Source organism: Halorarius litoreus, from assembly GCF_024362405.1.
Lineage (GTDB): Archaea > Halobacteriota > Halobacteria > Halobacteriales > Haloarculaceae > Halorarius > Halorarius litoreus.
The window spans coordinates 1025609-1052473 of sequence record NZ_CP101454.1 but is presented as its reverse complement, the minus strand read 5'-3'; the positions used below and the strand labels follow the sequence as shown (position 1 = coordinate 1052473).

The following is a 26865-nucleotide window of genomic DNA, read 5'->3' as shown; positions in this document are numbered from 1 at the left end:
TCTCAGCGCAGCGTCTCCGGGTCGACCCGGTGTTCCTCGACGATCTCCTGCACCGCTCCCCAGTCGACCGGCGGTTCGACCGCGTCGAGCGCCGCGTCGAGGTCGGCGAGCCGGTCGCCGAACCGCTCGTCCCACTCGGGCGCCACGAGGGCGTCGAGTGTCTCGGCGGTCGCCGTCGTGCGCTCGGCCAGTTCGTCGACGTCGGCCTCGATGGCGGCGAGCCGGTCGGTGTCCTCGACGCCGCCCGGCCACGCCCGCAGGTCCTCGATCTCCGCCCGGAGGTCAGTGAGGAGGAGGTCGGTCACCCGTCGGCCGACGGTGGTGTGGAGCCAGCCCGCCACCAGTTCGTCGGCGGCGTCGGGGTCGAGCTGGTCGAGGACGGCGTCGAGCTTCTCGACCGCGGCCACCAGGTCGTCGACCTCGCTCTCGGCGGCCGCCACGTCCTCTTCGAGTTCGTCCAGCCGAAGCGACTCCGTATCGACCCAGCGCTCGAACGCTTCGAGGTGTTGCTGCAGTTCGTCGGCCTCGACCTGCACCCGATTCGCCTCGTCGGTCAGCGCCCGGATGCCCTCGGCGGTCTCGTAGAGGTCGGCCGCCTCGCCGTGGTCGTCGATGAGGCTGCCGAGCTGCTCGCCGAGCGCCTCGACCCGGGCGTCGAGCGCGTCGACGCGGGCCTCGAAGTCGTCGAGGCGGGCGGCGACGGCGTCGATGTCCGCGACCGGTTCGGCGGTCTCTCTCGCGTCGTCGAGCGCCATCTGGGCGAGCTCGACGCGCGTCTCGGGCGTCGAGACGACCTTCGACAGCTCGCCGAACGCCGGGTCGACGGCGGCCTCGCGGACGACGCCCTCGTCGTCGGTGACGTAGTCGAGTGCCGCACGCACGGCCTCGGGGTCGTGCGTCTCGTCGGCGGCGGTGACCGCGTCCACCGCGTCGTCCAGTTCCAGTCCGTCGATGCTGTCGCGCCGCTCCTCCGGACTCATGTACTCGAGCGTTGCGGCGGCGGCCCCGTAACGTTTCTGTCGTCGGGTGGCCGGAGCGTCGTCACGCGGGGTGTACGGTCGCCCAGCCAGTCGCCGCCTCCATCGACCGCCACAGCGTGACGACGAGCGATGCCCACGCGATGGCGACGAGCGTGAACCCGAGCGTCGAGAGTGACGCGTCCGAGACAGGCACTCCCGGCACGGCCGTCGCCCAGAGGACCGCCACGCCGAGGTTGACGGCGAAGAGACCCAGCCACCCGGGGGAAGTCGCCGCGATCCCGGACGCGGGGTCGGCGTTCTCGCCAGCGATGGCCGCCGGGAGGAACGCCATCGCCAACTGGAGCATCCAGCCGAACACGAGGCCGTTGATGGCCGCTCGTTCGACGACGGGACCAGCCACCAAGTCGGGAGCCAGCAGGACGAACGGTGCCCAGGGAATCGGGAACGCCAGCCACAGGTACGCGCCGAGGACGTGTCCAACCCGGGGGTCGCGAAGTGCGTCGCCGGCGCGGGCGGTGCCGACGACGTTCGCGAGCAGCGCGACGGTGCCGACGACGTAGACGGCGAGGCCGCCGAACGTCAGGACGTGCTGCGCGAGCCACGGGCCGACGACGAGGCCCACGGCTCCGAGCGAGAGTCCCCAGAACGTGACCCGCTGGAGCCACGGGTAACGGAGCGACGTGCCGGTGAGCGCGGGCAGCACGCCGAGGAGCGTCGCGGCCGCGACGAGGCCGAGGAACCCCCAGACGTTCGCGTGGACGTGGCCCTCGATGGAGCCGAAGTAGCCGCCGGGACCGTGGACGCCGAGCAACATCCCGAACGCCAGCAGGATGCCAGCGACGAGGAACCACGGCGCGACCCGGTAGAACCGGCCGCGGCCGTCGCCGGGAGCGTCTCGCCACACCGTCCACGTGAGATGCCCGAGCGCGAGCAGGACGGCCGTCGCACCCGCGACCGTCACGAGCGTCGTCCCCGTCGCCATCCCGAGGAGGACGAACGGGTAGCCCGCGTTGAGCAGGAGCCACTGCCCCCAGCGACCGTGCTCGGTCGTCACCCCGGCGAGCGTCGGGAGGGTGCCGAACAGCGCCATCGTCAAGCCGCCGATGGTCACGAAGTGGACGGTGAGCCACCGCAGTCGTGGGAGCGATTCGAGCAGGCCGGCGTCGACGCCGAGGCGCGTGATGACGGCGACGAAGCCCACCGTCAAGTACAGCACGGCCATCACGAGAAACGGGTTCGGTCGGTCTCGCATGTCCCTTGCTCGGGGCTCCGGTGGGCTACTGGTTTCTGCGAACCCGTTCGTGAGCGTCGAACAGGTTCGGCTCAATCGAACATGTTCGGCCGGGAACTGAGGCAGGCTGCCGACGAACGGGACGTATGCCCCGTGCCACGCTGTCCGTCGACGTCCCCCCGGAGACGTGGGTACACGCCGTCTCGACGACCAACCCCGACGCCGGCCTCAGGGTCCAGACGGCGCTCGCAGACGAGACACGCGGCGTCGTCCTCGTCGAAGTCGTCGCCGACCGCCCGGTCGCCGTCGTCGCCGCCATCGAGCGTGCCGACGCCGTCCGACACCTCGACCTCCTCTGGTCGGGCGACGGAGCGACGCTGGTGCAACTGGAGACGGTGCGCCTCCCACTCCTCGCGGCGGTGCTCGACGCCGGTGTCCCGCTCTCGTTCCCCTTCACCGTCCGCGACGGGACGGCGACGTGGGCACTGACGACGGCGGCCGACCGGCTGTCGGCACTGGGTGACCGACTCGACGCCGCCGGTATCGACTACCGGCTCGACCACCTCGCGGACGTCGATACGACCGTCTCCGACCGACTGCTGACGGCACGCCAGCGAGAACTCCTGCGGCTGGCCGCGGCGGCCGGCTACTACGAGTCGCCGCGCCGGGCAACCCTCAGCGAGGTGGCCGACCGGGCCGGTATCGCCAAATCGACCGCCAGTGACGTCCTCCACCGAGCAGAGGGCGCAGTCGTCTCGTGGTTCCTCGATCAGTTCGACGGCACAGTCACCGACGCACGGTGGCCGTGACCCGCCTGTACACCCGCCGCCGAACGCTTACCACCGTGGTCGACGTACGGTGAGTATGCGCGCCCTCCCCGACCCGCTCGTCCGGGCGATACCCGACGCCGAGGGGGTCGCCGACCTCACCCTCGACCTGCTCGCCGCGGACTCACAGAACCCGCCGGGTGACACGCGCGAGGCGATGGCGCGCGTCGAGACCGAACTCGACGCTCTCGGGCTCGACACCGAGCGGTTCGCCATCGACCCGAAGAAGCCGAACGTGCAGGCGACCCTCGCCGGTGAGACCGACCGCGTCCTCTGTTTCAACGGCCACCTCGACACCGTGACGTACGACGCCGATGCTTGGAGCCGGGACCCGCTCGGCGAGCGCGACGGCGACCGGGTCTACGGCCGCGGCGCGACGGACATGAAGGGACCGGTGGCCGCGATGCTGGCTGCCGCACGGGCGTACGTCGAGTCCGACACCACGCCGCCCGTCACGCTCCGGTTCGCGTTCGTCAGCGACGAGGAGACCGGCGGGTCGGCGGGCGTCGGCGCGCTCGTGCAGGCCGACCGCATCGCGGCGGACGCCTGCGTCATCGGCGAGACGACCTGCTCGCAGGGAAGACACTCCATCACCGTCGCCGACCGGGGGAGCATCTGGCTGACGCTCGAAGCCACCGGCCGGTCGGCCCACGGCTCCCGGCCGATGCTCGGCGTGAACGCCATCGACCGGCTGTACGACGCCGTCGAGACGATTCGCGTGGATTTCGGCGGTCAGCGGCTCGACGTCGACCCGGCGCTCGAATCGGTCATCGACGAGTCCGCCGACTACTACGCGCCGACGCTCGGCGCCGACACCACCCGCGAGCTGTTCGCGTACCCCAGCATCAACCTCGGGACCATCGAGGGTGGGGAGGGCGTCAACACCGTCCCGGCGTCGGCCCGCGCCCGACTCGACGTGCGGCTCACCGCCGGCGTCGACACGCGCGAGGTACTCGCGGATATCCACGCCTGTGCCCGGTCCTGTGAGGGCATCGAGGTGGTCGACGTCTCGTGGAGTCGTGGGTCGTTCGAGCCGCTCGACAGCCCGCTCGTGGCGGCGACGACGGTAGCCGCTGAAGCCGTCACGGGCGACCGGGTGTACCGCCGAAGCGCGACCGGTGGCGGTGATGCGAAGAAGCTCCGGCACGCCGGCATCCCGACCGTCGAGTTCGCGCTGGGTACCGACACCGTCCACGCCGTCGACGAGTACACGACGCTCGACGCGCTCGCGGGCAACGCCCGGGCGTACACGCGGCTCCCGTACGACTACGCGGCCGCCGCGGGTTCCCAGTAACTGGGATTCGCCCCGACTCTTATGCGGCTGGCCGGCTACCGTTCGCCCATGAGTGCCGAATCGGACGATGGCTTCCCGTGGTACGTCAAGGCGATGATCCTGCTCACTATTCTCGTCATCCTGGCGATAATCGCCATCGACCTCTTCGAGTTCGCCGGCGCCGTCTAGCCCCCGAGCCGCTGGGCCCTCGCGTGGACTCGTGGGTCGACGTGCTCGGGAGCAACAGCTGTGTGAGCGCTCGACCCGGGGCTCGCGGACGACGCCGAGGCCCCGTCCAGCTACGGCAGTCGGCGCAGCAGGACGTCGTGCGTCGGGTTCGCGGCCTCGTGCTTCCGGGCCTCGTCGTATGCGCGCCACTCTTCGTCGAGTTTGCTGGTGTACGCACAGGTGTCGCAATCAAGTTCGAGTGGCATGGTAACATGGAACAATGGGTGCCGTGGTAATCAACCCTTCGCTCCGGACGCCGGTGCAGTGACAGCTCTGCGAGACGGTTCGGCCGACGACAGCGGGCCGAGCGTCGGACCCGGTGTGCGAAACTGAGGGGGGTGCCTACCCGAAGATGGGTGGGAGCGACCAGACCGGAATCGGCGGGCTGCCGGGCGCGAGGATGCCGTCGCTGATGAGCGCCCAGAGCGGCACCGAGTACGACAGTGCGACCAGCAGCGCCGCGATGATGAGCCAGAGCCGCAGGTTGTCGAGCACCCGCGGGCTGCCGTCGACGCTCGACAGCGGCTCGGGGATCGAGCCGTTGACCCTGAGGGGTCGCCCGCCGCGGTGGCCGAGCCACGTCGCACCCATGACGGCGAGGAACATCGCGACGGCGATGAACAGCAGGATGCCGCCGATGACGATCTGGAGCCGCATCTCGCCGATGCCGCCGACGCCGCCGACGTACTCGACGCCGGGGTACTCCGGCTCGGCCGTCCGTCGCGGCACGCCGAGCAGGCCGGCGCGGTGCATCGCGTTCGACATCAGCACCATCCCGATGAACCAGACGTACGGCTGGATCTGCGCGACGCCGTACAGCCGGAGCCGCTTGCCCGACACCTGCGGGTAGAGCCAGTAGCTGACGGCCATGAACGTCAGCGCCGCCGCGGTGCCGACGGTGAGGTGGAAGTGGCCGGGCACCCACAGCGTGTTGTGGATGAGGTAGTTGATGTTCATCCCGGCGTTGATCATCCCGGAGAACCCACCGGCGGCGAACATCAGTCCAGCGAGTGCGATGCCCGTGAACGCCGGGTTGTCCCACGGCAGCGACTTCAGCCAGCCAATACGACCGGTGCCGCCGTTCTGCCGTGCGCCGTGTTCCATGCTGGCGACGACGGTGAACGCCGTCAACAGCGACGGCAGGAGGATGAACAGCGTGTTCGTCATGGCGATGAACTTGAACCCTTCAGCGATACCGGGGTCCATGTACTGGTGGTGGAACCCGCCGGGCGTCGACAGCAGGATGAACAGGATGAACACCACCCGTGCGAGCGGGTCGGAGAACAGCCGCCCCCCCGACAGCTTCGGGAGAATGGTGTACCAGACGAGGTACGCCGGCAGCAACCAGAAGTAGACGACCGGGTGGCCGAAGTACCAGAACAGCGTCCGCATCAACAGCGGGTCGACCGTCTGGATGAGGCCGAGCGACCACGGGATGAGGAAGACCACGACCTCGATGGCGACGCCGAGCGTGGCGAGATACCACATCACCATCGTCGCGAGCACCATGAACGCCTGCAGCGGGATGCGCTCACCGTCGTGCTCCGAGCGCCACGCGAAGTAGCTGCGGAACCAGTCTGCGCCCGCGAGCCACGTGCCGACGATGAACAGCGCCAGCCCGATGTAGAAGATCGGGTGGGCTTTCATCGGCGGGTAGAACGTGAACAGCACGTCCGCCGAGATGTCGAGGCCGTAGCCGCCGAAGAAGCCGCCGAAGATGGCGATGCCGGCGAGCGCCGTCCCCGTGAACATCAGTCCGAACCAGCCGAAGGTGAGCCGCGAGTCGACGACCGGACGGTCGAGACTCCGGGTGACCGCCCAGGTGAACAGCCCACAGAGGAAGAAGATGGTGAACACCAGCGCGAGCAGGACGCCGTGTGCGGTGAGCACCGTGTAGTAGTCGGTCGAGGAGACGAACCCACGGAAGTAGCCCGTCCGGTGGAGCGCCTGCACCAGCCCGAAGAACCCCCCGATGAGGAGGGCGTTGAACGCGACGCCCATACACAGCCGGGTGACGCGCGCTTCGGTAGGGAACTCGTCGACGAACGCCATCAGGCGTCACCCCCGTCGAACTCGGACTGTGAGACGACCGTCACGTTCCCCGACATCGTGTGGTGGCCCGAGCCACAGTACTCGTGACAGACGATGCTATGCCGTTTCTCCTCCTCGAACTGCACGGTGAACTCCGCGACCTGCCCCGGAATCACCATCGCGTTGACGTTGGTGCCGACGAGGTTGAACCCGTGTTGCACGTCGGGGCTCGTCACGTAGAACGTGACAGTGCTGTCGACGGGCACCTCGATAGGCTCGCTCGTCCCGGGTTCGAACAGGAACTGTCGGGCGAGGACGTACACCGCGTACTCGTTCTCGCCCGTCTGATAGACGCCGGGTTCGCGGAAGTTGTCCGACGCGGTGGGGTTCGACGGGTCGACCGTTCCCCCCGAGTCAGAGACCATCGCGATGCCGGGGCCGACCGCCCCGTAGGTGACCGTCGCGATGAACGAGACGACGAGTACGATCGATGCCAGCAGCCAGAGTTTTTCGAACCTGTGTATCTCCATTAGCCAATCACCGTAGGACCGTTGCCGAGGAACTCGACGAAGTACATGAACACCCACATCACCACGACGACGAGGAAGTAGAGGATGATGAGCGCGGCCGTCCCCGTCGGGTCGTAGCCGTCGTGCTCGATGGTCTCGACGGGGTCGGTCTCGGCTGCTTCCTCGGCTACCGCACCGGATTCCTCGGGCGCGGGACCGCGGAATCCGCCCGAGTCGCGGACGGCTCGCAGCCCCTCGCCGCCGACGAGGAACGCCCCGGCGATGGCGAGGACTGCGTAGAACGTGAGCATAACACCGGCGCTGTCCTCAGCCGGGAGGAGCGGGCCACCGCCGTCACCGCCGTCGTCGCTCGGCGGCGCGACCTGCTGTGTCGGCACGTCGTCGCCGACGGCGATGCCACCGAGCATCCCCAGCGAGCGATGCGGTTCACAGAAGTAGGTGTACAGCCCACCCTCCTCGAAGGTGAACTCGTAGCTCGCGCCGGTGTTCTGTATCTCGGAGTTCCCCTCCCACGAGACGCCCTCGGGGACGTCTTCGGGGACGACGTTGTGGTTGTCCGAGACCCAGTTGAATCGGACCGTCGTGCCGGGGTCGATCCAGAGGCTCGCGGGCGAGAACGCGAACGTCCCGCCGTTGCCGTTCGCGCCGACGGTGACGGTGACGCTGTCCTGGCCGCGAGCGTCCTCCGTGCCGCCGTCGACGCCGTCGAGCCAGTCGCCGAAATCCGGCTGGACGTTCCCACTCCCCGTCGCCGTTCCCTCCTGCGCGCCGGCGGCTCCGACGGTGCCGAGCGCGACAAGGCTGCCTGCTGCGGCGCCGAGAACGCCCCTCCGGGTCGCTCTCGGCCCGCAGTCCGTGGTTCCATCTGTCATATCACAGATGTCGGCACACCACTCGGGTGGGTATTAAATCCTGCCGGGGATTCCCGGCAGGCTGGACACGGCCAAAGTGTTTTCACCCCCACATCTGAACGGGTAGCTATGGTGTCGATTCGACTGCTCGCACCCGCGGTGGCGGCGGCGGCGACGCTCCCGGCGGTCGCGTTCTACCTGGACCGTGGCTACCTGATCGTCGCGGTCGCGCTGGTGAACGTCCTGCTCATCGCGGGGTCGCTGTACACGATGCTGGCCCCCGAGGAGGCCCCGGCCGTCCCCGGCTAGATGGCCGGTGTCGCCGGGCTCCCGTTCGGGACGGGCCTCGCGGCGGTCTTCCTCCTCGGGCTGCTCGGTGGCGCACACTGCCTCGGGATGTGCGGCCCGCTGGTGACCGTGTACGCCGACCGGATGGAGGGCCACGAGACCCGCCAACACGCGCTGTTCAACCTCGGCCGAACAGCGAGCTACGCGACTATCGGTGCCGTGATGGGCGCAGTCGGCGCGACCGCCTTCGAGCTCGCCGCGCTCGCGGCGGTCGGTGACGCGGTCCGTGCGGCGGCCGGCATCGGCGTCGGGCTCGTCGTCCTCGTCGTCGGCGTCAGCTATCTCACCAGGGGGTCGGCCGGCGCGGCGTTCGGCTCCCCCGGCGCGAGCCTCGTCCAGCCAGTCGCGAGTCGGCTCACCGCCCACGTCGACGAGTGGGCGCGTGGGCCCCGAATCCTCGGGCTCGGGGCGGCGCACGGCCTGCTCCCCTGTCCCCTCCTGTATCCGCTGTTCCTCTACGCGCTCTCGACGGGGTCGCCCGTCGAGGGGGCCGTCTCGCTCGGCGTCTTCGGGCTCGGAACCATCCCCTCGCTGTTCGTCTACGGCCGCTCGCTCGGCTCGCTCTCGGCGGCGAGCCGGGGGCGGCTCCACCGCGCGCTCGGGGCGGCGTTCGTCCTCCTCGGGACGGTCCCGCTCGCCCACGGACTCCGACTCGTCGGCGTCGACGTCCCGCACGTCCCGCTCCCGATGCCCTGACCACTCATGACCGACTGCACGCTCTGTGAGTTGCCGACGCCCGACCCGCCCGTCACCGACGCCGACGTCGAGGGCACGTACTGCTGTCGGGGGTGTCTGGAGGTGGCTCGGACGCTCGGCGACGTCACGGAGGTCGACGCCACGACCGCCCGCGAGGCGGTCGATACCGGCCCGGACGCCGCCGACGTCGAGGGGGCGGAGACGTTCCTGTCCGTGGACGGGATGCACTGTGCGACCTGCGAGACGTTCGTGGCGTCGCGGGCGACCCGCCACGAGGGGGTTCACGCCGCGTCGGCGAGCTATCCGACCGGGGCGGTCAAACTCGTCCACGACCCCGACCTCGACCGGGACGCGCTCGTGGACCTGATCGATGGGCTCGGCTACCGCGCGCGGCCGCCGGATGCGGACGCTGTCGACGACGGGGCAGCGCTGGGGCGGCTCCTCGTCGGTGGCTTCTTCGGCATGATGGTGATGCTGTGGTACCTGCTGTTCCTCTACCCACACTACGTCGGCTTCGACCTCCTGGCCGGGCTCGTCGACCTCTCGGGGACTGCCGGCACGTACCTCCTGTGGAACGTCTGGCTGATCACGAGCGTGGTCCTCGGCTACACCGGCTTCCCGCTGCTGCGTGGGGCGTACGTCAGCCTCCGCGCCCGGCAGCCGAACATGGACCTGCTGGTCGCGCTCGCGGCGACCACGGCGTACCTGTACAGCACGGTGACGCTCCTCCGTGGCGGGCTGGAGGTCTACTTCGACGTGGCCATCGTCATCGTGCTGGCCGTGACCGTCGGCACCTACTACGAGGACCGGGTGCGACGGCGGACCGCGGGCCGGCTCGGCGACCTCACCGAGGAGCGGGTCGACGAGGCACGGCGCCGCACCGGCGACGGGCACGACCTCGTCCCCATCGAGTCGCTCGCGCCGGGCGACGCGGTCGTGGTTCGTGCCGGCGAACGCGTCCCGGTCGACGGCACCGTCGTCGAGGGCGAGGGCGCCGTCGACGAGTCGCTCGTGACGGGGGAGTCGCTGCCCGTACGGAAGGCGCCGGGTGACGAGGTCGTCGGCGGGGGGCTCCTGACAAGCGGGGGACTCACCATCGAGGTGGGCGCGGACGCCACCAGCACGCTCGACCGACTCGTCGCGGTTCTGTGGGAGGTCCAGAGCGGGCGGTCGGGCGTCCAGCGGCTCGCCGACCGCGTCGCCAGGGTGTTCGTCCCGGTGGTCCTCGGGCTCGCACTCGTCGCCGTCGGCTGGCAGCTCGCGACCGGTGCTGCGCTCGACGCTGCGATTCTGACGGGGCTCTCCGTCCTCGTCGTCTCCTGTCCCTGTGCGCTCGGGCTGGCGACGCCGCTCGCCACCACCGCGGGGCTCCGGACGGCGCTCGACCGCGGCGTCGTCGTCACTGACACCTCGGCGTTCGAGCGCGCGCCGGACGCCGCGACCGTCGCGTTCGACAAGACGGGGACGCTCACGACCGGCGAGATGCGCGTGGTCGAGGTCGTCGGGGGTGAGGCGGTCCGCGAGAACGCCGCCGCAGTCGAGCGGTTCGCGGATCACCCCGTCGCGGACGCCATCGCGGCGCTCGGCGGCGACGCGGCGACGGTCTCGGGGTTCGAGACCCACCCCGGACTCGGGGTGAGCGCCGCCGTCGACGGGGAGCCGGTGGTCGTCGGCCGACCGGACCTGTTCGCCGAGCGGGGGTGGCGCGTCCCCGACGACCTCGCCGACCGCTGTGCCGAGGCGAGTGCGGCCGGCCAGATCCCATCGCTCGTCGGCTGGGGCGGCGACGCACGGGGTGTGGTCGTCTGTGGTGACACGCCACGTCCGGAGTGGGACGCGGTCGTGACCGACCTCTCGCGGGAGCGTCGCGTGGTGGTCATCACGGGCGACCGCGAGCCGGCCGCCGAGCAGTTCCGCGACCACCCTGCGGTCGACGAGGTGTTCGTCGAGGTGCCGCCCGAGGCGAAGGCGGAGGTGGTGTCGCGACTCGACGGCCCCGTGGCGATGGTCGGCGACGGGAGCAACGACGCGCCCGCGCTCGCCGCCGCGGATATCGGCATCTCGCTCGCCCGCGGAACGCGGCTGGCGGCCGACGCGGCCGACGCCGTCGTCACGACCGACGACCTCGGCGCCGTTCCGACCGTGTTCGCCGTCACGCAGGCGACGAAGCGACGGGTGCGCGAGAACCTCGCGTGGGCGTTCCTGTACAACGCCGTCGCGCTCCCGGCGGCCGTGGCGGGGCTGTTGAACCCGCTCGTCGCGGCGGTCGCGATGGCGACGAGCAGCCTCCTCGTCGTCGTGAACTCCGCCCGGCCGCTGACGACGGACGACAGTCACTCCCCCGGCGGCGACGACACCCCGCCCGCTGACGGCGACGACACCTCTCCGACCGACCCCGACGACCCCACGGCTGACCCAACATCTCTCTGAGTTCTGTCACACGTTGCTCCGCTCGGAGACGACCGAATTCGCCGCCCGCAGTATTTCGTTGATTGTCGTAGCAATGTTTAGTATTCGTCGCATTGATGCACTGAGTGTGAACCCGTTCGAGACCCTCACGTCCGAGACGACGAAGCTGGTGTACCTGTACCTGCGCGAACACGGCACCGTGACGGCCGACGAGCTGAGCGCGACCCTGAACATCCCGCTGTTGAAGCTGCTTCCCGTGCTTCAGACGCTCGAGAGCCGCTCGCTGGTCACCCGGACCGACGACGGCTACACCCTCGCAGAGCGCGCCGAGACGCCGCTCATCGCGGGTCGTTGACTGTCGAAATTTCTCCGGATAGTAGTAAATAATTGTTGCTGCCCGCTGGTCGTTCGGTAGTTGTCACTCGCCAGTCCGATTGCTGTCCGACTGCAGTCGTGGGCGCCCGATATGTCAGGATAATTGTGTAGTCTGTGGCGGCGGTACCGTCCGCTCAGTCGTCGCCGGTTGCCACGACGGCGACTTCCGTCGGACTCGCAGCGCTCGTCCGACGACGTTCGCGCGGCGAGGCCGCGCTCACCACCTCAGTCGTCGCCGGTTGCCACGACGGCAACCACTCAGTCGTCGTCCGCGGCCGCGGCCGCCGGCTCGTGCTCGATGCGCGTTCCGAGCACGTCGAGGAACTGGGCCAGCCACTCGGGGTGGTCCGGCCACGCCTGTCCGGTCACGAGGTTGCCGTCGGTGACGACGCCGTCGACCCACGAACAGCCCGCTCGCTCGACCTCGTGGCGCACTGCCGGATACGCCGTGATTGACCGCCCGTCGAGGACGCCGGCGGCCGCGAGGATCTGCGGGCCGTGGCAGATCGCAGCCACGGGCTTGTCGGCGTCGAAGAAGTGCCGGACGGTGTCGAGTACCGAGTCGTACGTCCGGAGGTACTCCGGCGCGCGGCCACCGGGCACCACGAGCGCGTCGTAGTCCGCCGGGTCGATGTCCTCGATGGCGGCGTCGATGGCGAAGTCGTGCCCGCGCGTCTCCAGATACGTCTGGTCGCCACGGAAGTCGTGGACCGCGGTCTTCACGCTCTCACCGTCGCCCTTCTCGGGGGCGACCGCGTGGACCTCGTGGCCCACCATCTGCAGCGCCTGATACGGTACCATGACCTCGTAGTCCTCGACGAAGTCGCCGGCTATCTCCAGGATTTTCTTGCCAGTCATTAGCTCACACCCACGTCACCGTTCGTCGAAATCGACAATAGGTTTTGTGTCGGGATACTGACCCGGTCGCCGTCGCCCCGGTGCTGCGCGTCAGTTCATCCCTTCCGTGTCGATGTCCGGGTTGTCGAGGTAGAACGCGACCATGTTCTCGACGTACTCCTCGAACTGCGGGAGCTGGACCGGTGAGTCCGCGAGGTGCGCCTCCGTGTTCGAGGTGTCGAAGCTCGCAGGCCACGTCTGGTAGTGCAGGCCACCGGAGACGAGCAGGTCCGCGTCGGGCGCGAGCGATTTGAGGAGTCCCTCGACGATGCCCTTCGGGTACGGGACGACCACGGTGCGGCTCTTGTCCATGACCTCGCCGAACGTCTTGATGACCTCGACCGTCGACGGCGGGTTCGGGTCCGCGAGGTGGTACACCTCACCCTCGCTCTCGTCGATGCCCGAGAGGTAGCCGATGGCGTCGACGATGAAGTCTCTCGGGGCCAACTGGAACTCCGCGTCGCCCGCCCCTCGCGGCGCGGGGATGATGGCGTTGTCCCCCTGGTCCGCGAGCGCTTCGAGGAAGGCGTACGCGCCGTCGTACTTCTGGGTCTCGCCCGTCTCGCTGTCGCCGACGACCGGCGCCGGCCGGTAGATGGTCGTGGGAATCTCGTCCATCTGCTGCTGGACCAGCACCTCGGCCATGTGTTTGGTCGTCTCGTAGTAGTTCGCGAACTGCTGGCCCTCCTGGAGCATGTCCTCCGTGAACTCGCCCTCGTAGGTGCCGGCGACGACGACCGACGAGACGTACTGGAGGCGGTCGACCTCGGCGCCCTCGGCGAAGTCCAGGACGTGGCGCGTCCCCTCGATGTTGACCGCCTTGCCGGGCTCGCGGGCCATCGTCAGGTCGTAGATGGCCGCGAGGTGGAACACCTCCCGCGTGGCGGCCTGCAGGTCGTCGTAGGCGTCGCCCAGCCCGAGGTCCTCGTCGACGAGGTCGCCCTCGACGAGCTCGATGCGCCCCTCGGCGTCCTGTTCGCGCTCGATGCGCTCGGCCTTGTGCTCGGCCTCGCTGCGGAACTTCGACTGGACGAGGCAGGTGACGGTCGTCTCGTCGTCGTAGCGGTCGAGCAGCCGTTCGATGAGCGCCGAGCCGAGGAACCCCGGGAACCCGGTGAGGAAGACGGTGTCCATACGTGACTCCCACCAACTCCGTCCGGGGACTAAGGGTTGTGCCTTCGTGACAAGGGGGTATTTACCGCGCCCCGGCAGCAGATACGCTTATTCTGTCCGTGTGCGTGGCAACTGTCGGGGCTGACGCCCCGCTCGGTCCGTGGGTAGAGGGCACACTCGACGCCGTCGGGGTGCACTCGTATCCCGACGTCGTCGGGGCCCGCGGGCCGGCCCTAGGTCCGGGAGCGACGGCGTCGTCGAAACCCCCACGGTGCTCCGCGCCGACGCTCGGCTATGGAGCAGATCACGACCACCGACGAGGTCCCCGAGAACGGCTCGTTTCTGTTCACCGTGACGGAGCCGAGCGGCCGCGAGGAGGAGGTCATTCTCGTGTCCGCCGCGGACGGGATCGCCGCGTGGAAGAACTTCTGTATGCACGAACCCGACCAGCGGCTCGACCGCGGCATCGAGGGGGGTGCGGCGATGCGCGACGGCGAGATCATCTGTCCCCGTCACGGCTCGATGTTCGACGCGGCGACGGGCTACTGCGACAACGGCGACGCCCGCGGCCAGACGCTCGTCGAGGTCGACATCGCGGTTCGCCACGGCACGATCTTCCTGACCGACGACGCCCTCGAGTTCCAGCACGTGGGCGGCATCGACGAGGACGACGGCCTCCCGGACTCGACCTCGCACATCGGCTTCTGATGCGAGTGTGCACCTACACCTGCATCCGAGTTCGAAACAGTCAGTAACTGCCAACCGATAGCCAAGGAGTATGACCGGCCCTGGCTGGCACGAAGACGCCGTCGTCTACTCGCTCGACGTGAAGACGTTCAACGACAGCGACGGCGACGGCTGGGGCGATTTTCAGGGCGTCATCGAGAAACTCGACTACATCGACGAGCTGGGCGTCGACTGCCTCTGGATTCGCCCGTTCTACCCGAGCCCGCTGCGCGACAACGGCTACGACGTGGCCGACTACTACGCGGTCGACGACCGACTCGGCAGCCTCGACGATTTCCGCGAACTCTGTGACCGGGCACACGACCGCGGCATCCGGATCCTCACGGACCTCGTGTTCAACCACACCTCCATCGACCACGAGTGGTTCCAGCGCGCCCGCGAGGACCCCGAATCCGAGTACCACGACTACTACCTCTGGACGAGCCACGTCGACGAGGCCTACCAGACCATCAACATCTTCCCCGACCGCGAGGACGGCGTCTGGGCGTACGACGACGTCGCCGAGAAACACTACTTCCACCAGTTCTACTGGCACCAGCCGGACCTCAACGTCGCCAACCCGCGAGTCAGAGACGAACTCCACGACATCCTGCGGTTCTGGCTGCGACAGGGCGCCGACGGCTTCCGCATCGACGCGGCGCACCCGATGGTCCTCCGGAAGGGCCACCACGGCACCACCGTCGACGAGCCGATGGAGCTGTTCACGGAGATGCGTCGGGTCGTCCGCGCCGAGCAGGACGACGCCATCCTGCTGGCCGAAGCCGACGACGAGCCCGAACACCTCGGCGAGTATTTCGGGGGTGGCGAGGCGTTCGACCTCCTCTTTAATTTCGTGCTGAACTCGCATCTGGTCTACGGCGTCGGCATCGAGGACACGTGGCCGCTCTACCGCGCGAACGAGGTGCTGCCCGACATCTCCGGGGTGGGCCAGTGGGCGACGTTCCTCCGCAACCACGACGAGTGGAACCTCCTGAAACTCCCGTACGAGACGCTCGACCACGGTCGCGAGTACTTCGAACAGGGCGACTCGTGGATCTTCGGCCGGGGCCACCGTCTTCGCCTGGCGGACCTCTACGACGCCGACCACGACCGCATCGCGATGGCGCACAGCCTCCTGCTCTCGTTGCCGGGCACGCCCGTCCTGCTCTCGGGCGACGAGATCGGGATGGGTGCGGACCTCTCGCTCCCGGAACGCGAGTCCGTCCGCACGCCGATGCAGTGGGACGCAAGTCCGAACGGCGGGTTCTCCACGGCGGCCCCACAGGACTGCTACAACCCCGTCATCGACGACGGCCGGTTCAGCTACGAGTACATCAACGTCGCCGACCAGCGCGACGATCCCGCCTCGCTGCTGTCGCGAGTCAAGCGGCTCGTCGCCGCCCACCAGGAGCACCCCGAAATCAACCACGGCGACTACACCATCGTCGACTCCGGGCACAAGGACGTGTTCGTCCACCGCATCGACCACGCCGACGGCGTCCTGCTCTGTGCGCACAACTTCGCGCACGAGTACCGCGAGTCGGTCGTCGGCCTGGACTATCCCGGCGGGGCGGTCGACCCGGTCGTCGGCACCGCCGGCTACCACGTCGAAGACGGCGGCGTGACGTTCCAGCTCGACCCCTGCGAGTACGTCTGGCTCGACGCGCGCTGATAGCGGGCCTACTGCAGGTAGGCAGCGAAGGCGTCTACGACTCTGTCGACGAAGGTCCCTGTTACCCGTCCTTGCCACGCGACGAGGTCTTCACGTCGCGGTGAGTGCACGGCCCAGGGAGAGACGAACGACTGTCGAGGAACGCCACCGACCTCCCAGATGTCCTCTGCGAGCGCAACTGAGTCCTCGTACTCCTTGGTCGAGATCGCCAGGGCGATGTACTGCTCGTCACCGAACGGGTGCGAGTCGTTGTTCACGACGAGCCAGGGTCGCTGGCGGTCGGCCTCGAGTTTGAACGGGTCGGCACTCCGAACCATGTCGCCGCGCTCCGGGTCCATCTACGTGGTGTCCTGGTCGCTCGGGTGGGGGGTCTCCGGTGCCGTCGCGTCCCACTCGGCAGGGTCGATACCCCCGTCCTCCGCGTCGAGTCGCTCGCTCACGGTGTGGAGGTCATACGCGTCGCGGAGTCGCTGCTCGTCGTCCGTAATCGCCCAGTACTCGCCTCGATGACGGACCAGTCGTCGCTGCTTCAGGCGCGAGAGCGCGGTCCCGACGCTGTTCGGACTCTCGTCGAGGGCCGTCGCGAGCTCGCCACGGGTGAACGCTTGGTCGCGGTGTGTGTACAGATACGCGACGACCTGTTCGGGCACACTTGGCCCCTGTGGCAGGTCCCCCGACTCGAACTCGTCGATGCTCACTGGCACATTCGTGTATTCGTGTGCTGGTGTAATTAGCGTACTGACGTACTTGACGAGACGGTTCCAGTCGCCGACTTCGGGGACCACCAACGCCAAACCACTCGCCCTCGTAGTCGTCGGCGTGTCCCGCGCCAGCGGCGAGGTCGAGACGGTCGAGCCGAACAGCTGGCGCACCGTCCTCCGCTTCGTCGCCGTCGTCCGTGCCTTCCTCCCCATCATCCTGACGTTCGCTCGCGACCGCCACCGCTTCCTCCTGTTCGGCCCCTCGCGCCACGTCGACGAGGCGAGCCGCCGGGAACGGGCCGTCTACCTCCGCGACACGCTCGTCGAGCTGGGACCGACGTTCATCAAGGTCGGCCAGATCCTCTCGACGCGTCCCGACGTGCTCGGGCCCGTCTACATCGACGAGCTGTCGTCGCTGCAGGACCGCGTGCCTGTCGCCTCCTGGGACCGCATCCGCCCCGTCATCGAGGCCGAACTCGGCGCCGTCGACGAGACGTTCGACGACTTCGACACCGAGCCGATAAGCGGCGCGTCGCTCGGGCAGGTCTACACCGCCAGCGTCGACGGCGAGCCCGTCGCCGTCAAGGTACTCAGACCGCGCATCCGTGAACGCGTGGAGACCGACCTCGTCGTGGTTCGGACCCTGTTGCCCGTCCTGGTGCGGTTCGCGCCGCCGGGGCAGGCGTTCACTCTGCGGAACCTCGCCGAGGAGTTCACCGTCACCCTGCGCGGCGAGATGGATTACGCCCACGAGGCCGCCCTCCTCGAAACGGTCCGGGCGAACTTCGCCGACCAGGACGACATCGCCATCCCGGCCGTGGTCGAGTCGCACTCGACTGACCGCGTGCTGACGATGGAGTACGTCGACGGCACCAAGATCACCGACGTGGAGGCGATCGAGGCGATGGGGCTCGACCGAACCGACCTCGTGGAGACGCTCACCGCGACGTACTTCCAGATGATCGTCGAGGACGGCACCTTCCACGCCGACCCGCATCCCGGCAACCTCGCCGTTCAGCCCGACGGCACGCTCGTCTTCTACGACTTCGGTGTCGTCGGCACGCTCGGTCCCGAACGGCGCGAGCAGATCATCGAGATGTATCTAGGTCTCGCGTCCGACGACACCGACCGCGTCATCGACGCGTTCGTCCAGATGGGGGCGTTAGACCCCACGGCCGACCGTGCGGTCATTCGCGAGATATTCGACCTCGTGTTCGAGCAGTTGCGGGGCCAGACGTTCGACCAGTCGGAGATCCGGGCGTACGTGATGGAGTTCCAGGGCGCGATGCAGGAAGTGCCGTTCCGGCTCCCGCAGGACCTGGCGCTCATCGTCCGCGTCTCGACGGTGCTCGAGGGCGTCACGCGGACGCTCGACCCCGACTACGACTTCATCGAGGCCGTCACCCGCTACGTCGAACAGGAGGGATACCGCGACGCCGGGCGGGTCGTCACCGGCGAACTCCGCGAGCAGGCGACCGCGACCGGCGAAGGGCTGGTGACGGTCCCGCCGCTCCTCGAATCGGTGCTCGACACGACACAGCGGGGTGACGCGCTCGTCGCGACCGCGTTCCGCGAGAACCCCGCGGTGTTCGCGACACTAGCGTGGCGACTCCTGCTCGGACTGTTCGCGGGGCTCGGGGTCACGGCGACGACGGTGCTGTACATCCTCGGCCAGCCGCTCGCGGCGGTCGGGGTCGCCGCGGGTGTGGTCGTCGTCGGGCTGCTGCTCGTGCGGTCGTTCGCCCGCTCGCAGGACCGGGCGGTCAGGCAGTATACGCGGGTCGCGAAACGAAGCGTCGGCCAGCGGAATCGCTGAGCTCAGTCGCCTGCCTCCGCGATGAGCCCCGCGAACAGGCGAGACTCGGCCTCGCGGAGCCGTCGCTCGGTGGCGTCCGGGGCGGTCCCGAGCGTCGTCGCGACCCCCTCGACGGTCGTGTCGCGTGGGGACGCATAGTAGCCCGCGTCGACGGCCACCTCCAGCGTGGCCCAGTGTTCTGCCGAGAGTCCGAACGGGCCGGTTTCGACGGGGTCGACCGACAGCTCGATGTCCTCCTGGATGCTGTCCGCGGCGCCCTGTATCCGGGCGGCGGGACCGACCACGTCGAGTCGGAGACTCCGCCGGTCGGTCCACTCGCAGGGCGGCTCGATGACCATCCCGGTCTCGCGGCGGAGTCGGAGCATCCGCTCGACGATCGGGGTGGATTCGATCCACGCGAACACGAGCCAGCCGTCGTCGAGCGGCGACACGCTGTGTGAGACCACCGCGTCGGTGGCGCCACAGGCGGTCTCGATGTCGTCGCGTGGGCCGCTCACCTCCGTCAGCGTGATGACCGACTCGTCGGCGAGCTGGCGCACCCCGTGGAACGCCTTCCGCTGGACGCCGGGCGCCTCGCCGAGGGCCCGGTCGAGGGGATGGAGCCACCCCTTGGTCGGTGTAACCGTCACGCGAAGCCGTTGGGTCCGGGCCGTAGCGGTTCCCATAAAAACCTGCTAACACGTCTCACAGCAAGGGCGTTCTGCCGTCTATACGTCCTAATTTAAAAGCCGTCGGCAGTGAACACGGCGGTGCTGTCCGTCGGTTGCGGACGGTTACAGCGCCGTCGGTACGTCGATGTCCGCGAGGTACGCCGCGAGGTCGGTCGTCGTCACGACGCCGATGACGCCCTCGGTCTCGTCGACGACCGGCATGTGGTGGATGCCGTAGGTGATCATCGCGTCTGCCACCTCCTGAATCGGCTGCTGGGCGGTCGCGGTGACCAGGTCGGTGCTCATATACCGCGACACCGCGGTCTCCGCCTTCGGATGGCTCTGTGCGACGATGTCCACGAAGTCCGTCGTCGTTAGAATGCCTTCGAGGTACCCGTCGTCGTCGACCACGATGACCGAGCCGATGTCGTTGTCGAGCATCACCTGTGCGGCGTCCTCGACGAGCGTCTCCGGCGTCACTGTGTGGAGGTCCGTCGACATGATGCGAGCGACGAAGATGTCTTCCATACCACGTGGTAACCTTCACCATTGTATAAACATGTGGGGTGACGGTCGCGTAATCGGGGCCCGACGCCTCGCTGTGTGGTCGCCGGGTGGAAAGAACGTCGGTGGTCAGGGGGTCGGTCGTCGGTCAGTCGTCGGCGGTTGGCACGACGCCGACCCGTCAGTCGTCGGCGGGTGCCGCCGAGTCGCCGCTCGACACACCAGTTCCGGGGCCGATGTCGATGTCGAGCTCGTCCAGCTTGTCGTCGGGGACGACGCCGTCGACGTAGCCGCGCACCGCGTAGTACTCCTCCTTCATCTTGTCCAGTTCGGCGAGCTGCCCGTCGGAGGCGCCCTGTCCGGGCATCGCACCGTCGCCCTCGACGAACCGGCTCGGCAGCGAGTCGTCGCTCCCGTCGAAGCCGTTGAGGTTGTTGTAGTAGCGTTCGAGCGCCCAGATGCGCTCGCCAGCCGTCAGCAGTTCCTCCTCGCTCACGTCGAGGCCGGTCATGCCGTTGTACTGCAGGACGTACTCCTCGATGCCCTCCGCGAAGGCGTTGAACTTGCAGATGTCGAACGAGTCGGAGATGCAGTGCATGTCCTGGAACAGGGCGGTGAGCTCACCCTTCCCCTCCCAGGCGTAGGGGTCGACCTTCTCGGGGATGCCGAGGATCTCCGCCGACGGGGTGTACGCCCGCAGGTGGCAGGCGCCGCGGTTCGAGGTGGCGTACGCGATGGCCATCCCCTTCATGCAGCGCGGGTCGTACGCGGCCATCGTCTGGCCCTTGACGGCGAGGGAGTTGTCGTGGCCGTCGAACTCCTCGGCCATGTGGTTCGGGCCTTCCGCGAGGTGGTCCGCGAGTTCGCCGTCGCGGTTGGCGATCTTCGTCAGCATGTCGATCATCTCGTGGGAGTCGCCCCAGTCGATGCCCTCGCCGAGGCCGTCGAGTTTGCCCTCCTCGGTCAGTTCCATCGCCATCGCCATGATGTTGCCCGCGTCGATGGTGTCGATGCCGTGGTCGTTGCACTTCTGGATCATCACCGCGATCTCGTCGCGGTCGGTGTGCCCCGAGTTCGGACCGAGCGCCCACGCCGACTCGTACTCGTACGACTCGGTACGGACGTTCATCTCCTCGCCCTTGTGCATCACGCTGACCTCGACCTCCTTCTTGCAGGCGACGGGACAGGAGTGACAGGTCGGCTCGTCGACGAGGATGTTCTCGCGGACGTTCTCGCCGGAGACCTTCTCGGAGTCGTACTCGTGGCCACCGTAGCCGCCGTCGCGGGCGTCCGACGTGGAGGTGAACCGGGCGTTCTTCGAGGGGAGCCCGGACATCTCCTCGGTCGCGTTCATGAGGACGTTCGTGCCGTACAGCGAGAGGCCGCCCTCGTTCGGGCCCGTGACTTCCGACTCCTGGATGACCTGCATCGCCTGCTTGTGGCCCTGCTGGAACGTCTCGGGGTCCTTCGGCTTCGGCATCTTCGTCGTCGACTTGACGACGACGGCCTTCAGGTTCTTCGAGCCCATCACACAGCCGGTGCCACCGCGCCCGGAGGCCCGGTCGTCCTCGTTGACGATGCAGGCGAACTTCACGCCGTTCTCGCCGCCCTGGCCGATGGCCATCGCCGAGAGGTTCTTCCCGAAGGCGCCATCCATCTCGTCTTCGAGCTCGGACATCGTGTCGTGGACGCCCCAGCCCCACATGTGGGAGGCGTCGCGGATCTCGACTTCACCGTCCTCGACGACGGCGTAGACGGGATGTTCGGCTTTCCCCTCGAACAGCAGGCCGTCGAAGCCGGCCCACTTCAGCCGCGCCCCGGACCAGCCGCCGTGGTGGCTGTCGGTCACGGTCCCCGTCAGGGGGGATTTCGTGCAGATGGCGATGCGACCGCTCATCGTCACCTGGGTGCCGGTGAGCGGCCCGTTCATGAACGCGAGCAGGTTGTCGGGGCCCATCGGGTCCACGTCCGGTCCCTGCTCGAAGACGTACTTCACGCCGAGGCCACGTGCCCCGATATACTTCTTCGCGTCCTCGTCGTCGATGCTCTCGTAGTTGACGTCGCCCGACGTCAGGTCGATTCGGGCGACGCGGTCCTGGAATCCTCCAAGGTCAGTCATGGGTAATTGTCCAGGCATATATTGCGCCGATATCGTGTTAGGTGTTACCCAGGTTGCGTAACCAGATGTGGTTTCGACGCGTCCGCGGTTGCCGCTTTCAGCTCACGACTGGCCGCCGCGGTGTCCGGCTTCGTTCGGCACGCTTCTGGCTAGCAACCGCAGCAGAGTCGCCATCGCCTAGCCGGCGGAACTGTATTCAGTTACCATCTGTTGCCATTCGATGGTATCTCGTCCCAAAGCGTTATACAGCGTGCGGCCGTCCGTTCCAGTATGCGACCACCCCGTGGTACTGCCGACCGGCCCTCCATCCGGAAGTCGGTGCTGTTCTGCCCCGCCTGTGGTCACGAGAGCCAGGTCGGCGGCGACTGGATCGTCCGTGACGACGCGCGGGAGGTGGCCTACGTCTGTCCCGACTGTACGACCGTCATCGAGTCGCGTCCCGCCTTCGAGACGAACTCCCGTCGTGGCCTGTTCGCCCCCCTCCGTGCCTCGCTCACGGCGGTGTGGCGCGCGGCACAGCTCGGTCTCCGACTGGAGTAGCTCGGTAGCTGTAGACCCGACTGGAATCGCTCAGTAGATGTAGACGTCGAACTGCCACCCGCACGCGCCGCACAACTGCTCGATACCCCAGAGTCCGACGTCGGTGTTGCCGTGCCCCCCGTCCGTTCGGACCTCGTGAGGGACGTCGACGTCGAGTGCCGACGCGCACCGTGGACAGTCAATCTGCATGATGACTACGCATGACGCTGCTTCACTCGTTAGTTAGTTGCTCGATACCCACCGATACGCTGGCCGGACCGCGACGGCCTCCCTGTCGTGCCCTGGGCGCGACGACCCGCTCCACTCGCCACGACGCCGCTGACCGACGCGGACTGGAGATAAGTGATTGGGGTGGCGGCTGCCACTCGAACCCGAGCAACTTCGATGTTAGTGATCGCTAAATCGCGTCCTAATTGACAATTTTGTGGAGGATTCAGCAGAGTATGCGGTTCATTCCACGGCTATTCGGGATATATCTCGAGGGTACCCTATCGAACTGTCCGGTTCTCGACGGTGCGTTCGTCCGCTGCCGTGGGTGGGGGACGCTCCGTCTCCCGGATATGGCTGTTTCTACCACCGAGTACCGTGGCTTCGTCTGTCGATTCGGCCACCGCTGGACCCCTGTGAAACGCGCGCCGACCAGTCACGCTCGGTGACGGGTACCATCGCAATAATTACAACGATTACAATCGAGTCGCCCCGTCGCGAGACGAGCAGGTCGACCGCGAGCGCCCCTCGGGCGTGCGGGCGACCGGGGTACACGCCAGTTCCGCGAGGTCGAACGTCCCGTAGGCGTCGAATACCGCGACCAGAACCGAGACGAGGGCGCTCGCGACTACCACCTCGGGCGTGTCGCGTCAGCCCGACCGGTGACCGAACGCCGCGAGCCGGCCGATCGGCGGCGACACACGTCACCGTGGTGGGCTCCCCGACTCGCGCTGCACAACTCTACTACTGGCAGCGATTCCATGCCGAGAGTCGGTCGCTCAGTCCAGGTCGGCCCGCGTGAACAGCCAGGCACCGGCGACGAGCGGCACGACCGTCCACGCCAGCAGGACGAGCGCGAACACCCACCACTGCACGTAGAACGGGACGGGTCCGCCGAGCATGTCGGCGGTGCCGGGGAGCGACGGGTCGGCGAGCCGGAGGGCGGCGGTCACGAGCGCGCTGTACGCGCCGGAGGGACTGAGTCCCTGCAGGAGCACGAACCACGCCGGGACGGTACCGCTCGGTGGCCCGCCCTCGACGACGAGGTGGGCACCCTGCGGGAGCAGGTCCCACAGCAGCGCGAGCCCGAGGTAGACGCCGATGCCGAGCGTCATCGCGCGCGACCGGGTGGCGGTCGCCGCGGAGATGCCGATGGCGATGCCGACGAAGGCGACGCCGAGCGCCACCGTCAGCCCGACCACCGCGAGGAACGCCACCAGCGGGAGCGTGCCGTACACGAGGAACGTGACGACGCTGGCGACGAGGAAGCCGACGGTGAGTCCCACGGCGACGACACCGCTCCGGCCGAGGAACTTCCCGAGGACCACGGTACCACGGTTCGGTTCGAGTCCGAGCAACAGGCGGAGACTCCCTGACTCGCGTTCGCCGGCGATGGCGAGGTACGCCGCGACGAGTGCGACGATGGGGACGAGCATCGCGGCGAACTCGGTCGCGGCACCCAGCCCGACGACGACGTTCCCGTCGAAGCCGGGAACGACCAGCGGGACGAGCGACGTGAGGCCGACCATCACCGTGACGACGGCGACGAGCCCCCACAGCAGCCGCGAGCGGACCGCGTCCTCGAACTCCTTGGCTGCGATCACCTGCACACTCATGCGACCACCTCCGTGGGCTCGACAGTCGCGTCCGCGTCGTGGGTGTACGCCGTGAACAGGTCCTCCAGCGACGCCTCGCGCGTCTCGATGTCCAGGACGCTGCACCCGGCCTCGCGCACCCGGTCGACGACCAGCACCTTCGCTGCCGGGTCGGTGACGGTCGCACGGACAACGCCGTCGCCGACGCGCACGTCCGCGACGCCGTCGAGCGCTTCGATGGTGAGTCCGGTCGGCGACGTGTCGACGGTCAGGGTGATGGTCGCCCCGGTGCCGAGCGCGTCCCGAAGCCCGTCGACGGTGTCGACCGCGACGAGTCGTCCGCGGTTCAGGATGCCGACGCGGTCACAGACGGCTTCGACCTGACTCAGGATGTGACTCGAGAAGAACACGGTCCCGCCGTCGTCGGCGTGTGCCCGCGTGAGTTCGCGAACGTCTCGGATACCCTCGGGGTCCAGCCCCGTCGACGGTTCGTCGAGGATGAGCAGGTCGGGGTCGCCGACGAGCGCCATCCCGAGCGCGAGCCGCTGGCTCATCCCCTTCGAGTACGTGCCAGCGGGTCGTGCTGCGGCGTCGGCGTCGAGGCCGACCTGTCGGAGGATCTCGTCGGGGTCGTCAGGAGCGGCTTTGAGGTCGATCGCGAGGTCGATGTGCTTGCGTCCCGAGAGGCGGTCGTAGAGGCTGTAGCCGTCGGGGAGGATGCCGACGCGGTCGTGGACGGCCTCCGCGTCCTCGTGGACGTCGTGGCCGAAGACGGTCGCGCTCCCGGCCGTCGGTCTGATGTAGTCCATGAGCACGTCGATGGTCGTCGACTTCCCCGCGCCGTTCGGGCCGAGGAAGCCGAACACCTCCCCCGACTCGACCGTGAGGTCGAGGTCGTTCACTGCGTACACGTCGTGGCCGTACCGCTTCGTCAGGCCACGCGTCTCGATGGCGTGTTCCATACCCCGACTACGCGCCGAGCCGAGAAATAACTTGTTTAATTATATACATATTGTCACGCTGACTACTCAAAGTTCTTTGAGTAGCTCCGGTCGACGAGCGTGGTCACGCGTCGGAGTCGTTCGCATCCGGAGGCCGAACCGAGACCGCGAGCTCGTCGTCGACAGCGAGGTGTAGGCGCTCGTCACTGTAGACGACCGTGACGTGAAAGCGGTCGGGGTCGGTGCTGACGCGGTCGACGCGCCAGTCCGTGAGGTAGGTGGCGACGTTCCAGAACGGGATCGTCGAGGCGTCGACACCCTGTTGCCAGTAGAAGGAGACGACCGCCGGGTGGTAGAGCAGTCGAACCTCGAGTGGCGCGTACACCTCGTGCTGACAGCTCCGACACGCCGCGACACAGAGGTAGCCGGGTGCGCCGTCGGTGGATGCGTCGTCGGTGGATGCGTCGTCGTCGGGTGGGTCGCGCGTCCGAGTCGACACCTCGGTTCGACCGCCACACATCGCGCACGTCCCCTGCAGGGCCATCCCGTACTCGTGGTGGACGCGCTGGTCGCACGACTGGAGCACTTCGAGCGGCGTCCGGTCCACGGATTCGGCCGGTGGCAGGTCGTACGTCACGACCCGGGTGTCACACGCCGTGCAGTCCACGACGAGCAACGGGTCACGGTACTCGGCGACGAGCGTCGTCGCCCGACAGGCGTGACACCGGCCGTCGAGTTCGGTTCGCGGGAACGTCGGCGTCGCCGTGTAGGTCCCGGAACGAACGGCCCGGACGACCCGGTCGCCGGCCTGCGTCAGCCGATAGCCGTCGGGAGACCTCCGGACGAACATGCCGTCGAGCTTGTCCAGGTGGTAGGAGAGCTGTGACGTGCTGTCGATGTCGACGCGGTCGTATATCTCGGTGAACGAGAGCCCCCGCTCGTCGTCCGTCGCCGCGTCTGCCGCGGCCTCGGCGAGCACCCGGAGCACCGTGACGCGCAGCTCGTTCCCGAGGGCGGCGAACGCCTCCTCGGGCGCGAGCCGACTGTCGGTGGCCATACTACCGGTTCGTCGACCCGCAGGCTAAAGATTCCCGTCAGTCGTCGCCCTGCTTCACGAGGAACACCGACGCGGCTGCATCGCTGGCGACGCGGTCCGAGACGCTCCCGAGCCCACCGACCTTCTCGCGTGGCGTCTTCCCCTGCGGACCGAGGACGATGACGTCGGCGTCCGTCTCCTCGGCGTACTCGACGATTTCGCGGTCGGGCGCTCCCTGTCGGACTTCGGTTTCGACGGCGATATCGGCCTCCCGTGCCGCGTCAGCGACGGACGCGACGGCGTCGTCAGCCTGCGCCTCGAGGTCCGCCTTCACGTCGGCGCGGAGGTCGTCCGTGCTCGCGCGAATCATCCGCGTGTCGACGACCGAGAGCGCGTGCACCGTCGCGTCGTGGTCGCTCGCCAGGCGAAGTGCGTGGGGCAGCGTGCGGTCGACTGTCTCGCTGCCGTCCGTCGGAACGAGGATGGTATCGTACATAAACCACGAGACGCCGGGCTGGCTGTTCAACGTTTCCCCAGTGGCGACTGGCTGTTTCCCTCAACCGGCACGA

Annotated in this window: 29 protein-coding genes; 10 read left to right on the top strand and 19 right to left on the bottom strand. The window is 68.2% G+C overall.

The genetic code is table 11. The features are described 5' to 3' along the window. Nucleotides 1–2 precede the first annotated feature (2 nt). Both NL126_RS05230 and NL126_RS05225 read right to left on the bottom strand, forming a co-directional pair. Nucleotides 3–980 carry a hypothetical protein gene (locus tag NL126_RS05230; protein WP_255197863.1) on the bottom strand — a complete coding sequence of 326 codons (978 nt, stop codon included), beginning with the start codon at nucleotides 978–980 and terminating at the stop codon, nucleotides 3–5. Nucleotides 981–1041: 61 nt separating this feature from the next. Continuing rightward, nucleotides 1042–2232, bottom strand: a complete 1191-nt coding sequence (locus NL126_RS05225; RefSeq protein WP_255197862.1) for a hypothetical protein — start codon at nucleotides 2230–2232, stop codon at nucleotides 1042–1044. A gap of 125 nt (nucleotides 2233–2357) precedes the next feature. Between NL126_RS05225 and NL126_RS05220 the strand changes: the two genes are divergently transcribed. Further along, nucleotides 2358–3020 (top strand): helix-turn-helix domain-containing protein, encoded by a 663-nt coding sequence (locus NL126_RS05220; RefSeq protein ID WP_255197861.1) that lies wholly within the window; start codon nucleotides 2358–2360, stop codon nucleotides 3018–3020. A gap of 55 nt (nucleotides 3021–3075) precedes the next feature. Continuing rightward, on the top strand, nucleotides 3076–4332 hold the full coding sequence (locus tag NL126_RS05215; protein ID WP_255197860.1) for a M20 family metallopeptidase: 1257 nt from the start codon (nucleotides 3076–3078) through the stop codon (nucleotides 4330–4332). Nucleotides 4333–4610: 278 nt separating this feature from the next. On the opposite strand, the gene NL126_RS05210 is transcribed toward NL126_RS05215, so the two are convergent. The 4 genes from NL126_RS05210 to NL126_RS05195 all read right to left on the bottom strand — a co-directional run bounded on the left by NL126_RS05210 (nucleotide 4611) and on the right by NL126_RS05195 (nucleotide 7972). Further along, the gene (locus tag NL126_RS05210) at nucleotides 4611–4745 is read right to left on the bottom strand and encodes a hypothetical protein (protein ID WP_255197859.1); all 135 of its coding nucleotides are present in this window, start codon (nucleotides 4743–4745) and stop codon (nucleotides 4611–4613) included. A gap of 136 nt (nucleotides 4746–4881) precedes the next feature. Beyond that, nucleotides 4882–6591 (bottom strand): b(o/a)3-type cytochrome-c oxidase subunit 1, encoded by a 1710-nt coding sequence (locus tag NL126_RS05205; protein ID WP_255197858.1) that lies wholly within the window; start codon nucleotides 6589–6591, stop codon nucleotides 4882–4884. Beyond that, the gene (locus NL126_RS05200) at nucleotides 6591–7100 is read right to left on the bottom strand and encodes a cytochrome c oxidase subunit II (RefSeq protein WP_255197857.1); all 510 of its coding nucleotides are present in this window, start codon (nucleotides 7098–7100) and stop codon (nucleotides 6591–6593) included. Before NL126_RS05200 ends, NL126_RS05205 begins: the two co-directional genes overlap by 1 nt. Continuing rightward, a complete protein-coding gene (locus NL126_RS05195; RefSeq protein ID WP_255197856.1) occupies nucleotides 7100–7972 on the bottom strand; it encodes a halocyanin domain-containing protein in 873 nt (290 codons plus the stop codon). Before NL126_RS05195 ends, NL126_RS05200 begins: the two co-directional genes overlap by 1 nt. Before the next feature lie 108 nt (nucleotides 7973–8080). Here NL126_RS05195 and NL126_RS05190 point away from each other — a divergent pair, with 108 nt between their 5' ends. From NL126_RS05190 to NL126_RS05175, 4 genes are all read left to right on the top strand, one after another. Then, complete coding sequence (locus NL126_RS05190; protein ID WP_255197855.1) at nucleotides 8081–8260, top strand: DUF8131 family protein; 180 nt, start codon at nucleotides 8081–8083, stop codon at nucleotides 8258–8260. Beyond that, nucleotides 8261–8995, top strand: coding sequence for a sulfite exporter TauE/SafE family protein (locus NL126_RS05185; protein WP_255197854.1), 735 nt, complete (start codon nucleotides 8261–8263; stop codon nucleotides 8993–8995). 6 nt (nucleotides 8996–9001) lie between these two features. After that, nucleotides 9002–11425, top strand: a complete 2424-nt coding sequence (locus NL126_RS05180) for a heavy metal translocating P-type ATPase (protein WP_255197853.1) — start codon at nucleotides 9002–9004, stop codon at nucleotides 11423–11425. 106 nt (nucleotides 11426–11531) lie between these two features. Continuing rightward, a complete protein-coding gene (locus tag NL126_RS05175) occupies nucleotides 11532–11759 on the top strand; it encodes a helix-turn-helix domain-containing protein (protein ID WP_255197852.1) in 228 nt (75 codons plus the stop codon). A 278-nt stretch (nucleotides 11760–12037) separates the two neighbouring features. Here NL126_RS05175 and NL126_RS05170 read toward each other — a convergent pair whose 3' ends face one another. Both NL126_RS05170 and NL126_RS05165 read right to left on the bottom strand, forming a co-directional pair. After that, the gene (locus NL126_RS05170) at nucleotides 12038–12637 is read right to left on the bottom strand and encodes a DJ-1/PfpI family protein (RefSeq protein ID WP_255197851.1); all 600 of its coding nucleotides are present in this window, start codon (nucleotides 12635–12637) and stop codon (nucleotides 12038–12040) included. Nucleotides 12638–12727: 90 nt separating this feature from the next. After that, complete coding sequence (locus NL126_RS05165) at nucleotides 12728–13810, bottom strand: SDR family oxidoreductase (RefSeq protein ID WP_255197850.1); 1083 nt, start codon at nucleotides 13808–13810, stop codon at nucleotides 12728–12730. Between the two features lie 273 nt (nucleotides 13811–14083). Between NL126_RS05165 and NL126_RS05160 the strand changes: the two genes are divergently transcribed. Both NL126_RS05160 and NL126_RS05155 read left to right on the top strand, forming a co-directional pair. Continuing rightward, on the top strand, nucleotides 14084–14497 hold the full coding sequence (locus tag NL126_RS05160) for a Rieske (2Fe-2S) protein (protein ID WP_255197849.1): 414 nt from the start codon (nucleotides 14084–14086) through the stop codon (nucleotides 14495–14497). A gap of 70 nt (nucleotides 14498–14567) precedes the next feature. Beyond that, nucleotides 14568–16187 carry an alpha-amylase family protein gene (locus NL126_RS05155; protein ID WP_255197848.1) on the top strand — a complete coding sequence of 540 codons (1620 nt, stop codon included), beginning with the start codon at nucleotides 14568–14570 and terminating at the stop codon, nucleotides 16185–16187. An 8-nt stretch (nucleotides 16188–16195) separates the two neighbouring features. On the opposite strand, the gene NL126_RS05150 is transcribed toward NL126_RS05155, so the two are convergent. Both NL126_RS05150 and NL126_RS05145 read right to left on the bottom strand, forming a co-directional pair. After that, entirely contained in the window at nucleotides 16196–16525 is a 330-nt protein-coding gene (locus tag NL126_RS05150; protein WP_255197847.1) for a hypothetical protein, read from the bottom strand. Continuing rightward, complete coding sequence (locus NL126_RS05145) at nucleotides 16526–16891, bottom strand: helix-turn-helix domain-containing protein (RefSeq protein WP_255197846.1); 366 nt, start codon at nucleotides 16889–16891, stop codon at nucleotides 16526–16528. It lies immediately after the preceding gene. 115 nt (nucleotides 16892–17006) lie between these two features. Between NL126_RS05145 and NL126_RS05140 the strand changes: the two genes are divergently transcribed. After that, nucleotides 17007–18704 (top strand): ABC1 kinase family protein, encoded by a 1698-nt coding sequence (locus NL126_RS05140; protein ID WP_255197845.1) that lies wholly within the window; start codon nucleotides 17007–17009, stop codon nucleotides 18702–18704. 2 nt (nucleotides 18705–18706) lie between these two features. On the opposite strand, the gene NL126_RS05135 is transcribed toward NL126_RS05140, so the two are convergent. The 3 genes from NL126_RS05135 to NL126_RS05125 all read right to left on the bottom strand — a co-directional run bounded on the left by NL126_RS05135 (nucleotide 18707) and on the right by NL126_RS05125 (nucleotide 21977). Beyond that, nucleotides 18707–19369, bottom strand: a complete 663-nt coding sequence (locus tag NL126_RS05135; RefSeq protein ID WP_255197844.1) for a helix-turn-helix domain-containing protein — start codon at nucleotides 19367–19369, stop codon at nucleotides 18707–18709. A gap of 108 nt (nucleotides 19370–19477) precedes the next feature. After that, nucleotides 19478–19882 (bottom strand): CBS domain-containing protein, encoded by a 405-nt coding sequence (locus NL126_RS05130; RefSeq protein WP_255197843.1) that lies wholly within the window; start codon nucleotides 19880–19882, stop codon nucleotides 19478–19480. 157 nt (nucleotides 19883–20039) lie between these two features. Then, entirely contained in the window at nucleotides 20040–21977 is a 1938-nt protein-coding gene (locus tag NL126_RS05125) for an aldehyde ferredoxin oxidoreductase family protein (RefSeq protein ID WP_255197842.1), read from the bottom strand. A 270-nt stretch (nucleotides 21978–22247) separates the two neighbouring features. Between NL126_RS05125 and NL126_RS05120 the strand changes: the two genes are divergently transcribed. Continuing rightward, nucleotides 22248–22517: a TFIIB-type zinc ribbon-containing protein gene (locus NL126_RS05120; RefSeq protein WP_255197841.1), complete on the top strand. Its 270-nt coding sequence runs from the start codon at nucleotides 22248–22250 to the stop codon at nucleotides 22515–22517. A 30-nt stretch (nucleotides 22518–22547) separates the two neighbouring features. Here the strand turns inward: NL126_RS05120 and NL126_RS05115 are convergent, their stop codons facing one another. The 6 genes from NL126_RS05115 to NL126_RS05090 form a co-directional block, all read right to left on the bottom strand. Beyond that, the gene (locus NL126_RS05115) at nucleotides 22548–22706 is read right to left on the bottom strand and encodes a hypothetical protein (protein WP_255197840.1); all 159 of its coding nucleotides are present in this window, start codon (nucleotides 22704–22706) and stop codon (nucleotides 22548–22550) included. A 494-nt stretch (nucleotides 22707–23200) separates the two neighbouring features. Continuing rightward, nucleotides 23201–23359: a hypothetical protein gene (locus tag NL126_RS05110; protein ID WP_255197839.1), complete on the bottom strand. Its 159-nt coding sequence runs from the start codon at nucleotides 23357–23359 to the stop codon at nucleotides 23201–23203. A 144-nt stretch (nucleotides 23360–23503) separates the two neighbouring features. After that, a complete protein-coding gene (locus NL126_RS05105; protein WP_255197838.1) occupies nucleotides 23504–24340 on the bottom strand; it encodes an ABC transporter permease subunit in 837 nt (278 codons plus the stop codon). Beyond that, entirely contained in the window at nucleotides 24337–25281 is a 945-nt protein-coding gene (locus tag NL126_RS05100; RefSeq protein WP_255197837.1) for an ABC transporter ATP-binding protein, read from the bottom strand. The genes NL126_RS05105 and NL126_RS05100 overlap by 4 nt, the downstream gene beginning before the upstream one ends. A gap of 103 nt (nucleotides 25282–25384) precedes the next feature. Then, the gene (locus NL126_RS05095; RefSeq protein WP_255197836.1) at nucleotides 25385–26317 is read right to left on the bottom strand and encodes a winged helix-turn-helix domain-containing protein; all 933 of its coding nucleotides are present in this window, start codon (nucleotides 26315–26317) and stop codon (nucleotides 25385–25387) included. A gap of 37 nt (nucleotides 26318–26354) precedes the next feature. After that, nucleotides 26355–26792: a universal stress protein gene (locus NL126_RS05090; RefSeq protein ID WP_255197835.1), complete on the bottom strand. Its 438-nt coding sequence runs from the start codon at nucleotides 26790–26792 to the stop codon at nucleotides 26355–26357. Nucleotides 26793–26865 lie beyond the last annotated feature (73 nt).